This window comes from Nonomuraea montanisoli (genome assembly GCF_013363975.1).
GTDB lineage: Bacteria > Actinomycetota > Actinomycetes > Streptosporangiales > Streptosporangiaceae > Nonomuraea > Nonomuraea montanisoli.
On sequence record NZ_JABWGN010000011.1, the window covers coordinates 322601 to 335724 of the forward strand.

Here is a 13124-nt window from a genome sequence, read left to right on the forward strand (position 1 = left end):
GTCAGTCGCCGGCGGGCACGCGGCCGACGCCGGCCAGGATGCCCGGACGGTCGAGGTCGAGGTCGGGGCCGGGCTCCACATGGGGGTCCCAGGCGTCCACCGGCACGATGCCGGGCGGGAGCGGCTCCAGTCCCTCGAAGTACGCGGCGATCTGGTCGTAGCCGCGCCGGGCCAGGCCGCCCGAGGTGGTGCCCGCGTAGACGGTCTGGCCGGCGTGGGCCATGTCGTCGGTGGCGTTGCCCTCGTACAGGTGGGACAGCACGAGGTAGGAGCCGGGGGCCAGCCGCTCGCGGATCCGTGCGACGATCTTGGCGGCCTCGGCGTCGTCGGTGATGAAGTGCAGCACGGCGACGAGCAGGACGGCGCACGGGCGCGAGAGGTCGACGTGCCCGGCGACCTGGGGGTCGTCGAAGATCGCGTCCGGGTCCCTGAGGTCGCCCGCGAGGGCGAGGACGTCGGGGTCGCGGGCGAGCAGGGCCCGGGCGTGGGTCAGCACGATGGGGTCGTTGTCCACGTAGACGACGCGCGATCCCGGGGTGTGGCGGTGGGCGACCTGGTGGACGTTGTCCTGGGTCGGCAGGCCCGCGCCGATGTCGACGAACTGGGTGATCCCCCTCTCGGCGAGCAGGCGGACGGCCCGGCCGAGGAAGCCGCGGTTGGCCTGGGCGATCTGGCGGGCGTCGTTGCCCATGGCCCGGCCGAGCTCGATCATCTTCTCGGCCGCCTCGCGGTCGGACGCGAAGTTGTCCTTGCCGCCGAGGTAGTAGTCGTACATGCGGGCGACGCTCGGGACACGGGTGTCGACTCCGGGCGGTGGCACGCGGTCCAGGTCGCTCACGCGACCCCCTCTCAGGGTGATCATTTTGAGCCTGATTCTAGGAAAGATCTGGACTCCTGCCACAAGATCCGGCCATCCCGTCCGAGTGGGATTCGGCACAGATCATCAAGGTGGCGCGGATCACCCGGACGTGACCGGGTCCGCCGCGGCTCCGGACGCGGCCGGGTCCGCCGCGGCTCCGGACGCGGCCGAGTCCGCCGCGGCTCCGGACGCGGCCGAGTCCGCCGCAGTTCCTGACGCGGCCGAGTCCGCCGCAGGGAGAGGCAGCGTGGCCTCCACGCGGGTGCCTCCACCGGGCTCGGGGCCGACGACGCACACGCCGCCGAGCTCCGCCGCGCGTTCGCGCATCGAGCCGAGGCCGACGCCCGCCCGGTGCCCGTCGGGCAGGCCCCGGCCGTCGTCGCTGATCCGCACCCGCAGCGCCGCCGGGTCCCGCCGCAGCGCCACGCGGGCGTGACGGGCGTCGGCGTGCCGCCGCACGTTCGTCAGGGCCTCCTGGACGATCCGGTAGACGGCCACCTCCGTGGCGGCCGGCAGGCCGCTCAGGTCGCCGTCCGCCTCCACCTCGATCACGGTCTCGGCCGAGGACTGGCCGGCCAGCTCCCGTACGGCCCGGGCCAGGCCGAGGTCGTCGAGCGCCGGGGGCCGCAGGCCGTACACCAGCTCGCGGATGTCGCCCGCGACGGCGTCCATGCCCGAGCGCAGGTCCTGGAGCAGCGCGTCGGCGGAGTCCGGGGAGTTCTTGAGCCGGCTGCGGGCGATGTTGATCGTCATGGCCATGGCCCCCAAGGTCTGGCCGAGGCCGTCGTGCAGGTCCCGGCGCAGGCGGCGGCGCTCCTCCTCGCGGGTGGTGAGGATGCGTTCCCGCGATCGTTGCAGGTCGGCGGCCATGCGGACGGCGTGGGCCACGTCGGCGACGTACGGCGTGAGCGTGGCCAGCACCCGCTCGTCGTGGGCGGCGGGGAAGCGGCGCGGCCCGGGCGGCCCGACGAGCAGCCGGCCGACCCGCTCGCCGTGCCAGACGAGCGGCACCTCGCGCGGACGGTCGCCGACCCGGCCGCTCTCGACGTAGCGGGGCTCGCCGTCGGCCACCTCCACCGCCGCGCCCTCGACCGCGAGGCCGTCGCGCAGCACCCCCACCACCGAGTTCAGCGCCTCGGCCGGGTCGGCCCGGCGCACCTCCTGGGTGAGCCGCGCGGCGAGCAGCCGCGGGTCGCCGACCTCGCCGTAGAGCATGCGGTCCACGGCGCGCTGCAGCGCCCGCCGCAGCGGCTGGAAGAACGCCCCGGCGAACAGGGCCGCGGCCAGGCCCGCGATCTGGTCGTACCCGGAGACCACCAGCCCGGCCAGCGCGCCGACGCCGAAGTACACGGCGCTGACCACGGCCAGCAGGCCCGCCGCCACGAACGTCCGGCTGATCACGGTGTCGATCCCGTAGAGCCGGTACCGCGTCACCGCGAAGGCGACCGCGATCGGGATCAGCGCTGCCCAGGTGATCGACAGCCAGGCCAGGCCGGGCTCGAACGCGCCCGCGACCAGGAAGACGATGTACCCGGCGTAGGCGAACAGCGGCCAGCCGATCTGCCGTCTGCCGACGGGGTCCGCGCGGCGCATCCGCACCAGCAGCGACAGGGCCGACAGGGCCATCGAGGTGTAGATGGCGGTCCAGGCGACCGTGGAGATCGTGTGGTTGTACGGCGCGAGCTCGGGGATCTGGAGCGGGTTCGGGATCACCGCCGGGTACGGGTACCGCGCCGGCGGCGGATCCGGGCGGAACACGTTCCTGAGCAGTTCGACGGAGAGGGCGGCCGTGCCCAGCGCGACGACCGGGCGCCAGCGCGGCGAGGGCAGGCGGCCGTCGGGCGAGAACAGGGGCAGCAGCGTGGTCAGGGTCACGCCGCACACCGCCCAGCCGATGGCGGCGGCGATGCGCAGGTGGCCGGCCGTGACGAGGTCACCGTCGGCGGCCACCCGGAACATCAGCGCCGACGCGAAGTCGCTGACCCCGGCCGCCAGCCCGCCCACGCACATCAGCCAGGCCAGCTTCAGGCCCGGCCGATGATGGATCATGAACGCCCCGACCACGGGGAACGTCAGGGCGGCGGCCGACTGGGGGGTGGAGGCGAGCGAGGGGTGCCAGGCGTCCGGGAGGTTCGCGAGGATCAGCAGCGCGGTGATCTCCAGGACGGGCCCGAGTGCGGCCATCACGGCGGCCCCGGCCTGCGCGACCACGGCCCGCGGGTCCTGGCGCGCGCCTCCGGGGGTTTCGGCGGCCTCGCCGGTCGCGCTCCCGAGGGTTTCGGATGTGTCGCCGGTCGCGCTCCCTCCGGGCTCGGGGGCGTTCCCTGGATCGCCGGTCGTGTCGTCCGTACCGGTCAGTCCGGCCATCCTGTCCCCGCTTCCTCGCCCGGCGTGCCACCGCTGGACAGGATTATGACTCCTACAAGGTGACATTTCGCCCGTCGTGGCCAGGCCGTTACGGGCTCGCCGGGCGAAGGGGGAGTGTGGCGGGGGCCACTACGTAGACGCCACCCCTACTCAGGAAATAGGTACCTATATCGGGATTTCTCACGTCCCTCTGCCCGAAGGTGTGAGGGACGCTTAAGACCTGAGCAAACCGCTCGGGGGAAGCAAGGAGCGAGGGTCCCAACCATGAGTCACCACCGGACCGCAGGCCCGTCAGTGGACCTCCACGGCGGCGACGACGACACCCGTCAGGGAGGCGAGCGATGAACGCGCGTCCCTGGCTCTCTCTGATCGCCGCCATCAGCGGCACCGCCACCGCGGGATGCCGGGTCGCCTCCTGGCGCTTCCCGTCCCGCCCGGACCAGGTCGGCAGGGCACGCCGCCTGGTTCGCAGGAAGCTGGCCGCCTGGGGTCACTCCGCGCAGAGCGAGATCGCCGAGCTGCTGGTCAGCGAGCTGGTCAGCAACGCGATGGAGCACGCGTACGGGCCGGTCGGCGTCAGCCTCACCGAGGAGGAGGGCCTGCTGCGCGTCGAGGTCGAGGACTGCGACCCGGAGCTTCCGCAGGTCCGGCTCTCGCGCCGCCACGACGAGCGCGGACGCGGCCTGCAACTGGTCGACATGCTCGCCTGCTGCTGGGGCGGCGACCACACCCCACGCGGGAAGGTCGTCTGGTTCGAGCTGCCGGCTCCCGTCCCGGAGCCCGCGCCGGAAGGTCCCGACGGCGCGGGCTCCGCCAAGCACACCGAACGCGGCCACTCCTGGGGACTGGCCGCCATGAGCGCCAAGCCATTCTGAGATCCCCCGCGGGACGCCGGGGCCGTGCAGGTCACCGGGTTAAGGACGGCCCCGGCGTCTCGACCTCTCAGTAGCCCGTAAGCCCACGGTCCCCTCCCCGTGGTCCCCCTCCCCCTTCGGGCCGCGGTCCTCGCACCTCTCCCCTGAGGACCGCGGCCCCCTCGGTCGTCCCCCTCCCCGGGGCCGCGGCGCTCCCGCCTTCCCCTTCGCGCCGCGGCCCCGTCCCCTCCCCCTCCTGTCGCGCGAGGGGATCTCCGTTCCCCGATAATCTGCTCGTGCGCGGATACACCCGGCGATCTCTCCTGCTGCTGGGCGGAGCGGCGGCGGCCGGAGCGGTGATCCCGGTGGCCGCCACCGGCCTGTGGGGTGACGCGTTCGACCTCCTGCGCCGCCAGTGGACCGAACTGACCACCGCCCCGGTGTCCCGGGTGGCCGCTCTCCCGCCGTACCGGGAAGGGCTCGCCGAGCTGGGACGCGCGGCGGGCCGGCACCGCGACACCATGGCCCCGGACCGCGCCTCGCTCTGGCCCGGCCTGCCCTACCCGTCCTTCACCGACACCCCGGAACGGCTGCGCGCGATGGCCCGCGCGTACGCGCTGCCCGGCACCGGGCTGACCGGCGACCCGGGCCTGGCCACGGCCGTCGCCGCGGGCATCGACCACTACCGTCGCCACGTGTACGCCGCCGGGGCGCGCCCGGAGGGCAACTGGTGGAACTGGCGGATCGGCGTGCCCAAGGTCCTGCTCGACGCGGCCGTGCTGATCGCCCCGCACCTCACGGCCGAGCAGGCGGGCGGGCTGCGCGACGCCGTGGACCACTTCGTGCCGCCGAGGCGCCTGCACCACTACGGCGGCCTCAGCACCGGCGCCAACCGGGTGGACCTGTGCACGGTCATGCTGCTGCGCGCGATCCTCGGGGCCGACCACCTCCGGGCCGAGCTGGCCGCCTCCGCGCTGTCACCCGTCCTGCGGTACGTCGAGGAGGGCGACGGGTTCTACCGGGACGGCTCCTTCATCCAGCACACGTACGTGCCGTACCAGGGCGGGTACGGCATGGTGGCCCTGGCGGGGCTCGCGGCGCTGTTCACGGTCCTGCGCGGCACGCCGTGGGAGATCCCCGAGCAGCAGCGGCGGGTGGTCCACGACAGCGTGGAGCGCTCGTTCGCGCCGGTGATCCACGACGGGTTCTGCATGGACCTGACCGGCGGGCGCGGGATCGGACGCCGGCCGTTCGGTGACCACCGCAGGGGACGCCTGATCGCAGCGGCGGTCCTGCTGCTCGCCGAGACCGCGCCGGAGGCGGACCGGGCGCGCTGGCAGGCGATGGTCAAGGGCTGGGCGGCGCGCGACACGGCGCGGCCGATGCTCGACGCCGCCGAGAGCGAGGGCGAGTTCGGCTTCCACGCCCGGCTGGCGGCCGTCGCCGCCGACGCGCGGATCCCGGCGGCCCCCGAACCGGCCGGGCACCGGTTGCTGCCGATGAGCGCCCGCGCCGTTCACCGCGCGCCGGGCTGGTGCGCGGGGCTCAGCATGGCGTCGTACCGGATCGGCCACTACGAGCACGGCAACGGCGAGAACCTGCGCGGGTGGCACACCGGCTCCGGAATGCTCTACTGGTGGGCCGAGGGGCACGGCGACCACTACTCCGACGGCTTCTGGGCGACCGTGGACCCGTACCGGCTGCCCGGCACCACCGTCTCCACCAAGCGGCTGCCCGACGGGGCCGGCCCCGGATGGGGCGACACGTGCCCGCCCGGGCGGTGGGTGGGGGGCGCGACCGACGGCGCGTACGCGACGGTCGGGCAGCACCTCAACGGGCTGGAGAGCACGATGGAGGCGTTCAAGTCGTGGTTCTTCCTGGACGACGCCGTCGTGTGCCTGGGGGCGGGCATCACCTCCCGCGACGGCGTCCCGGTCGAGACCGTCGTCGACAACCGGCGCACCGGCGCGCCCCTCACGGTCGAGGCGACGTGGGCGCACCTGGAGGGGCACGGCGGCTACGTCCTGCCCGGCGGCGGCCCGCCCCTGCGCACCGTCCAGGAGCGGCGGACCGGCCCGAACGGCATAGCGCGTGACGCCCTCACGCGTGACTACACGACGCTCTGGCTGGAGCACGGCACCGACCCGCGCGAGGCCGCCTACGTCTACCTGCTGCTGCCCGGCGCCACCGAGGAGCGCACCCGGGCCCGCGCCGCCGACCCCGGCTGGGTCGGCGTCCTCGCCAACACCCGCCGCCGGCAGGGCGTCCACGTCCCGTCACTCGGGCTGACCGCCGTCAACTTCTGGAACCCCGGCACGGCCGGTCCCCTCACCGCCTCCGCTCCCTGCGCGGTCCTCGTCCGGGAACTGCCGGACGGCACGGCCACGCTCACCGTCGCCGACCCGCGCCGCGACCTGGACGAGCTGACCGTCACCTGGCGCCGGCCGGTGGCGGCCCTGGCCCACGGCCATCCGCGGCTGTCCGGCGCCACGGCGGGCCCGGCGCTCACGGCCCGCTTCGACGGCCTCGCCGACCGGCTCGGCGGCTCCTGCACGATCACGCTGCGCCTGGCCTGAGAAGCGAGGGTCGCGAGGGAACGCGCGGCGGTAGTCGCCCGGGGAGACGCCGACCTGCTTGAGGAAGTGGTGGCGCAGGTTGTTGGCGGTGCCGAGGCCGCTCAGCTCGCCCACCTTCTCGATCGGCAGGTCGGTCGACTCCAGGAGGCTCTGCGCCAGGCCGAGCCGCTGGTCGAGCAGCCACCGCAGCGGCGTGGTGCCCGTCGCGGCCTTGAGGCGCCGGTAGAAGGTGCGCGGGCTCATCGCCGCCCGCCGGGCCAGGTCCTCGATCGTGATCGGCTGGTCCAGGCGGCCGCGCGCCCACTCCAGCACCGGCCCGAGCCCCGCGTCGTCGGTGACCGGCACGGACAGGTCCACGAACTGCGCCTGCCCGCCCGGCCGGTGCGCGGGCACGACCATGCGCCTGGCGAGCTGGTTGGCGACGTGCGCGCCGAGGTCGCGGCGCACCAGGTGCAGGCACAGGTCGAGACCCGCGGTCACGCCGGCGCTGGTGAGCACGTCGCCGTCGTCCACGTACAGCACCGAGTCGTCCACCTCGACCTTCGGGTAGCGCGCGGCGAGCTGCGCCGTGTGCATCCAGTGGGCGGTGGCGCGCCGCCCGTCGAGCAGGCCCGCCTCGGCGAGCGCGAAGGCGCCGGTGCACAGCGAGACCATGCGGGCGCCCCCGTCGTGGGCGCGGCGCAGCGCGGCGACGAGGCCGGACGGCAGCGGCGCGCCGTCCTCGACGCAGGCGTCGGGCACGGAGGTCACGATGACGGTGTCCGCGCCGGCCAGGTCGTCCAGGCCGTAGCGGGTCCGCACGGTCAGCTCGTACGGTGAACCGGCGCCGCCCGCGTCCATGGCGCACAGCCGCAGGTCGTACCAGGGGTCGGCGAGGTCGGGCTGCGGCTTGCCGAACACCGTGCACGGGATGCTCAGCTCGTACAGGTCCCAGGAGGGGATCCCGATGCCCTCGGGCACGACCAGGGCCACGGTACCGGCGCTCATCCGGTCGAGGATATGGCAGGTATTTGTGGCAAGGCGTCACCGCTGTCACTGTCCGGGCGCTGCTCCTCCTGCCAGCGTGGTTCCGCCCACCGGCACCCGTACGAGGAGAACAGGCATGAACCCCGCACCGACCACCCCCGACGAGCTCCTGACCGCCACCGCGCGGGAGTGCCTGGCGGTCCTCGGCAAGGGCGCGGGCCAGGACTGGTCGCGGCCCGCCGGCGACCTCGACTGGTCCTGCCGGACGACGCTGGACCACCTCGCCCTCGGCCTGGTGGGGTACGCAGGGCTGCTCGTGGCCCGGCCCGCCGACCGCTACGTCACGCTGTTCGCCTCGCTCGACCCGCAGGCGCCCGTCGCGGCCTGCCTGGAGGGGGTGGGCATCGCCGCCACCCTGCTCGCCACCACCGTCCGGTCCACGCCCGCCGACGCGCGGGCCTGGCACCCGTGGGGGCACTCCGACATCACCGGGTTCGCCGCCATGGGCGTGGTCGAGCTGGCCGTCCACACCTACGACATCACCCGCACGCTGGGCCTGAACTGGACGCCGCCGGACGCCCCGAGCGCGGCGGCCGTCGCCCGGCTCTTCCCGGAGGCGCCGTCAGGGCACGGGCCGGCCGAGACGCTGCTGTGGTGCGTGGGCCGCGTCGCCCTCCCGGGCCTGCCCCGCCGTACCGGCTGGCAGTGGGACGGCACGCTCCGCGGCGCTCAGGAGGAGGGGACCGGGGCCCAGAGGCCGGCGGCGGTGCCGTCCTCGACGTGACGCTCGTAGACGGTCACCTTGCCGTGGATGACCTCCAGGCAGGCGGTCAGCTCGGCGATCCGGGCGCGGACGCCGCGCTCGTGCTCGCGCAGCAGTTCCAGGCGGTCGGGCTCGTTGCCCGGGCCGGAGCGCACCAGGGCGGCGAACCTCTTCAGCGTCGCGATCGGCATGCCGGACTCGCGCAGCCGGTTGCAGAGCAGCAACCACTCCACGTCCGCCGCGTCGTAGACCCGGTGCCCGCCGGCCGAGCGCGGGATGCCGCGCAGGAACAGGCGCTCCCGCTCGAAGAAGCGCAGCGCGTGCACGCTCAGGCCGGTGGCCGCCGCCACGTCGCCGATGGACAGGCTCTCCGCCACCGCCCGCACCTCCCCCTACGACCCGCCGTTTGACCTAGAGCGAAGTCTAGATTCTACGGTCGGACCCATGACGAACAGGCAACACAAGATCGGCAGCGGGTTCGGGGCGTGGAGCACGGCGGAGGAGGTGCTGGCCGGCATCGACCTCACGGGGCGGACCGCCGTGGTGACCGGCGGCTACTCGGGGCTCGGCCTGGAGGTCGTCCGGGCGTTCGCCGGGGCCGGGGCGCGGGTGCTCGTGCCCGCCCGCCGCCCGGACGCGGCCCGCCCGGCCCTGCGCGAGGTTCCCCGGGCGGAGGTGCGTCCGCTCGATCTGACGGACCAGGCGGACGTGCGCCGCTTCGCCGAGCGGGTCGTGGCGGACGGCGCGGCGATCGACGTGGTCGTCGCCAACGCGGGAGTCATGGCCTGCCCGGAGACCCGCGTCGGGCCCGGATGGGAGGCGCACTTCGCGCTCCACCTCGGTCATCACGCGCTGGTCAATCACCTGCGGCCCGCGTTCGCCCCCGGCGGGGCCCGGGTGGTGGCGCTCTCCTCCTCCGGGCACTTCCTGTCCGGCATGCGGTGGGACGACGTCCACTTCCGCGACGGCTACGACGGCTGGCTCGCCTACGCGCAGGCCAAGACCGCGGCCGCCCTGTTCGCGGTCCACCTCGACCGGCTGGGCGGCCCGGCCGGGGTGCGCGCGTACGCCGTGCACCCCGGCAGCATCCTGACGCCGCTGCAGCGGCACGTCCCCGTGGCGCAGCAGTCCGCGCTGGGCTGGATCACGGAGGACGGCACGCCGCCCGCCGGCTTCAAGACCCCGGCGCAGGGCGCGGCCACCGCCGCGTGGGCGGCGACCTCGCCCCTGCTCGACGACCTCGGCGGCGTCTACTGCCAGGACTGCGACGTCGCCGAGCCGGCCACGACCGACGACATGCTCGTCGGCGGGGTCAAGCCGTGGGCGGTCGACCCGGCCGAGGCGGCCCGGCTCTGGGCCCTGTCCGCCGAGCTCACCGGGGTGGACGCGTTCTCCTGATCAGTCGAGGGCCGCGGCGTGGTTGACGGCCGAGACGACGGCGTCCACGGCGGCGGTCAGGACCGAGGCGGCCAGGCCCACCCCCCACGCGGTCGCTCCCGCCACCCGGCACTCCACGTACGCCGCCGCCAGGCTCTCCTCGCCGGCCGCCGCGCGGCCGGCGGCCGGGACGGCGTGCTCCGTGTAGCCGACGATCTCCACGTCGTGGCCCAGCCCGCGCAGCGCCGCGGTGAGCGCGGCCAGCGGCCCCACGCCCGTCCCCTCGCCGCGCGTCCCGCCCGCGCCGTGGACCGCGAAGTCGCCCGTGAACACGTGCTCGCCGCCCGCGTCGTCCACCTTCCAGCGCAGCAGCTCCACCGGGCCGGTCCGGCCGACGTACGCGGCCCGGAACAGCTCCCACAGCCGCTCACCCGTCACCTCGCCGCCGCTCAGCTCGGCCTCGGCCTGCACCGCGCGGGAGAAGTCGATCTGCAGGCCGCGCGGCAGGTCCAGCCCGTGCTCGGCGCCCAGCACGTACGCCACGCCGCCCTTGCCCGACTGGCTGTTGACCCGGATGACGGCCTCGTAGTCGCGCCCCACGTCGCGGGGGTCGATCGGCAGGTACGGCACCGCCCACGGCGCCCGGTCCGGCGTCACGCCCAGCTCGGCGGCCCGCCGCTCGTGGTGGGCGAAGCCCTTCTTGATGGCGTCCTGGTGGGTGCCGGAGAAGGCCGTGTAGACCAGGTCGCCCCCGTACGGGTGCCGGGGGTGGACCGGGATCCGGTTGCAGTGCTCGACCGTCGCGCGGACGACGTCGATGTCCGAGAAGTCGATCATCGGGTCGACGCCCTGGGCGTGCAGGTTGAGGGCCAGCGTGACCAGGTCCACGTTGCCGGTGCGCTCGCCGTTGCCGAACAGGCAGCCCTCCACCCGCTGCGCCCCGGCCAGTACGGCCAGCTCGGCGCAGGCCACGCCGGTGCCGCGGTCGTTGTGCGGGTGGACCGACAGGATGACGCCGTCGCGCCGGTCGAGGTGGCGGTGCATGTACTCGATCTGGTCGGCGTACACGTTGGGCGTGGCGACCTCGACCGTCGCCGGCAGGTTGTGGATCACCGGCCGGTCGGGGCTCGCGTCCCACAGCGCCGACAGCCCGTTGCAGATCTCCAGGACGTAGTCGGGCTCGGTGAGGTTGAACACCTCCGGCGAGAACTCGAACCGCACCCCGGGCCGGCCCTCGCCCAGCCGGGCCACGTGCCCGGCGGCCCGCGTGATGAACGCGCGCAGGTCGTCGCGGTCCTGCCCGAGGACGACGTCCCGCCAGGTGGGGGCGGTCGAGGTGTACATGTGGACGACGGCGCGCGGCAGCCCCTCGATCGAGGCGTACGTCCGCTCGATCAGGTCGCGCCGCGCGGCCGTGAAGACGACGGGGGTGACGTCGTCCGGCACCAGGTCGCGCTCGGCCAGCAGCCGGACGAAGTCGAAGTCGGTCCGGCTGGCCGACGGGTAGCCGACCTCGATCTCCTTGAACCCCATGGCGACGAACAGCTCGAACATGCGGCGCTTGCGGTCGGGGTCCATGGGGTCGGCCAGGGCCTGGTTGCCGTCACGCAGGTCGACCGGCACCCACAGCGGCGCGGCCGTGACGGTGCGGGAGGGCCAGCGGCGGTGGTGCGCCGGGACCTCGACCCGCTCGTGGACGGGCCGGTAGCGGTGGGAGGGCATCGAGCCGGGCCGCTGGGGGTTCCAGTGCGGCTGTCCGGCGGGGATCGGCCCGGAGGGCGTGCGCAGGGTGGGGAACGGAGTGGACACGCGGGGTCCCTCTTCTCTGACGTGCTGGTCTGGGCTGGGCGGGCGACCGGCGGCACGGGACCCCGCGGCGGGGTGCCGATCGCGTCAGGCCCCGCCGCGGCGGCCGAGAAGCAGACCGGGCAGCGTCATGGGCGGTAGACTAACCACACCTCAGCTCCTCAGACAACCTGAGAGGTATGGATGACATCGCTCGGCCCCCTGAGCCGCAGCCCCCTCGTGGACCAGGCCACCCAGCGGCTGCGCGAGCAGATCACCGGCGGGCACTGGCCGGTCGGCACGCGACTCCCCGGCGAGACGACCCTGGCCAAGGAGCTGGGCGTGGGCCGCTCCACGGTCCGCGAGGCGATCCGCGCGCTGAGCGGAGCGGGGCTGCTCGCCGCCCGCCAGGGCTCGGGCGTGTACGTGGTCGCCACCGAGCCGGTGGAGGACTGGCCCGCGCGGCTGCGCCGCGCCGCCGTGGTCGACCTGTACGAGGTGCGGACCATGGTGGAGGTGCGGGCGGCGCGGATCGCCGCGGCCCGCCGTACCGACGACGACCTGGAGGCGATGGACCTGGCGCTGGCGCGGCGGCGCCGGGCGGCGGAGGAGGCGGGCGACGCGGAGTTCGTGGACGCCGACATCGCGCTGCACACGGCGGTGGTGGCGGCGGGGCGCAATCCGCTGCTCACGGGCCTGTTCGCGGACTTCGCCCCGGTGCTGCGGCGGGGCCTGATCGACCTGATGGCCCTGGTGGACCTGCGGGCCCACGATCCGGCGCTCGGCGACGACTCCCATGCCGCGCTGGTGGAGGCCGTCCGCGTGGGCGATCCCGACCGGGCGGGCCAGATCATCGAACGCGAGCTGGAGGGCACCCTGCGCCTCCTCCGGCGGGAGACCTCCTGAGCGCGCGGCCCGGCCCGGCTCAGGAGGAGACGGCCACCGCCGTGCGGTAGGTCGCCGGGTCGTCGAGGTGGTCGAGGATGAAGGCCGCCAGCTCGGCGCGGGATGTGCGGTTTCCGACGCGCTCGGTGGCGCCGATGCTGACGCGCGGCCGGCCGGTGGCGGGCGCGTCGGTCAGCCCGGTGGGCCGCACCGCGGTCCAGTCGAGGTCCGTGCCGGCCAGCAGCCGTTCCATGCGCAGCATGTCGGCGTACGGGTGGCGCATGACGTGGTGGAGCAGCCGTCCGGCGAGCCACGTCGCGGGCCCGGCGCCGGGCGGCGTCTCCAGCCCGGCCGAGGACACGACGACCAGCCGGCGGCAGGCTCCCATGGCCGCGGCGACGGCGGCCGTGCCGGCCGAGTAGACGGTGGTGGGCCCGCGGCCGGTCGAGCCGATGGCCGAGACGACGGCGTCGTGGCCCGGCAGCGTGCCGGCGAGGTCGCCGGGGCGCAGCACGTCGGCCGCGTGCGGGATGAGGCGGGCGTGGCGCGGGCCCAGGGTCTCGGGGCGGCGGGCGACCGCGGTGACCTCGTGCCCGAGCTCCAGTGCCCGCTCGACGAGGGCGCGGCCGGTGCGGCCGGTGGCGCCGATGACGGCGATGGTCGCCATGGGGGTGTCCTGCTCTCCGGGGGGG

10 protein-coding genes and 1 pseudogene are annotated in these 13124 nt (G+C 75.0%); 5 read left to right on the forward strand and 6 right to left on the reverse strand.

Annotated features, from left to right (window positions below; genetic code table 11):
- Position 1: 1 nt before the first annotated feature.
- Both HTZ77_RS28985 and HTZ77_RS28990 read right to left on the reverse strand, forming a co-directional pair.
- Entirely contained in the window at positions 2–838 is an 837-nt protein-coding gene (locus HTZ77_RS28985) for an SAM-dependent methyltransferase (RefSeq protein WP_328808833.1), read from the reverse strand.
- Between the two features lie 120 nt (positions 839–958).
- A complete protein-coding gene (locus HTZ77_RS28990; protein WP_235995278.1) occupies positions 959–3226 on the reverse strand; it encodes a sensor histidine kinase in 2268 nt (755 codons plus the stop codon).
- 341 nt (positions 3227–3567) lie between these two features.
- Here HTZ77_RS28990 and HTZ77_RS28995 point away from each other — a divergent pair, with 341 nt between their 5' ends.
- Positions 3568–4101 carry an ATP-binding protein gene (locus HTZ77_RS28995; RefSeq protein WP_175592862.1) on the forward strand — a complete coding sequence of 178 codons (534 nt, stop codon included), beginning with the start codon at positions 3568–3570 and terminating at the stop codon, positions 4099–4101.
- Between the two features lie 275 nt (positions 4102–4376).
- Positions 4377–6656 carry a polysaccharide lyase 8 family protein gene (locus HTZ77_RS29000; protein ID WP_175592863.1) on the forward strand — a complete coding sequence of 760 codons (2280 nt, stop codon included), beginning with the start codon at positions 4377–4379 and terminating at the stop codon, positions 6654–6656.
- A 3-nt stretch (positions 6657–6659) separates the two neighbouring features.
- On the opposite strand, the pseudogene HTZ77_RS29005 reads toward HTZ77_RS29000, so the two are convergent.
- A pseudogene (locus HTZ77_RS29005) lies at positions 6660–7643 on the reverse strand (GlxA family transcriptional regulator); the annotation flags it as partial.
- A 115-nt stretch (positions 7644–7758) separates the two neighbouring features.
- Here HTZ77_RS29005 and HTZ77_RS29010 point away from each other — a divergent pair.
- Positions 7759–8406, forward strand: coding sequence for a maleylpyruvate isomerase N-terminal domain-containing protein (locus HTZ77_RS29010; protein WP_175592864.1), 648 nt, complete (start codon positions 7759–7761; stop codon positions 8404–8406).
- Here the strand turns inward: HTZ77_RS29010 and HTZ77_RS29015 are convergent.
- Positions 8352–8762, reverse strand: coding sequence for a MerR family transcriptional regulator (locus tag HTZ77_RS29015; RefSeq protein WP_328808834.1), 411 nt, complete (start codon positions 8760–8762; stop codon positions 8352–8354). The two genes, HTZ77_RS29010 and HTZ77_RS29015, sit on opposite strands and share 55 nt — an antisense overlap.
- A gap of 67 nt (positions 8763–8829) precedes the next feature.
- On the opposite strand from HTZ77_RS29015, the gene HTZ77_RS29020 reads away from it, so the two are divergent.
- A complete protein-coding gene (locus HTZ77_RS29020) occupies positions 8830–9783 on the forward strand; it encodes an oxidoreductase (RefSeq protein ID WP_175592866.1) in 954 nt (317 codons plus the stop codon).
- Here the strand turns inward: HTZ77_RS29020 and leuA are convergent, their stop codons facing one another.
- Positions 9784–11484, reverse strand: coding sequence for a 2-isopropylmalate synthase (leuA, locus tag HTZ77_RS29025; protein ID WP_175593023.1), 1701 nt, complete (start codon positions 11482–11484; stop codon positions 9784–9786).
- Between the two features lie 267 nt (positions 11485–11751).
- Here leuA and HTZ77_RS29030 point away from each other — a divergent pair, with 267 nt between their 5' ends.
- Complete coding sequence (locus HTZ77_RS29030) at positions 11752–12453, forward strand: FadR/GntR family transcriptional regulator (RefSeq protein ID WP_175592867.1); 702 nt, start codon at positions 11752–11754, stop codon at positions 12451–12453.
- Between the two features lie 19 nt (positions 12454–12472).
- On the opposite strand, the gene HTZ77_RS29035 is transcribed toward HTZ77_RS29030, so the two are convergent.
- A complete protein-coding gene (locus tag HTZ77_RS29035; RefSeq protein WP_175592868.1) occupies positions 12473–13099 on the reverse strand; it encodes an NAD(P)-dependent oxidoreductase in 627 nt (208 codons plus the stop codon).
- Between the last annotated feature and the right edge of the window lie 25 nt (positions 13100–13124).

Bases quoted from the DNA above. Each gene is read 5' to 3' on its own strand.
- HTZ77_RS28990 (WP_235995278.1), bottom strand. From the start codon at position 3,226: ATGGCCGGACTGACCGGTACGGACGACACGACCGGCGATCCAGGGAAC.
- HTZ77_RS28995 (WP_175592862.1), top strand. From the start codon at position 3,568: ATGAACGCGCGTCCCTGGCTCTCTCTGATCGCCGCCATCAGCGGCACC.
- HTZ77_RS29010 (WP_175592864.1), top strand. From the start codon at position 7,759: ATGAACCCCGCACCGACCACCCCCGACGAGCTCCTGACCGCCACCGCG.
- HTZ77_RS29020 (WP_175592866.1), top strand. From the start codon at position 8,830: ATGACGAACAGGCAACACAAGATCGGCAGCGGGTTCGGGGCGTGGAGC.
- leuA (WP_175593023.1), bottom strand. From the start codon at position 11,484: ATGCCCTCCCACCGCTACCGGCCCGTCCACGAGCGGGTCGAGGTCCCG.
- HTZ77_RS29030 (WP_175592867.1), top strand. From the start codon at position 11,752: ATGACATCGCTCGGCCCCCTGAGCCGCAGCCCCCTCGTGGACCAGGCC.
- HTZ77_RS29035 (WP_175592868.1), bottom strand. From the start codon at position 13,099: ATGGCGACCATCGCCGTCATCGGCGCCACCGGCCGCACCGGCCGCGCC.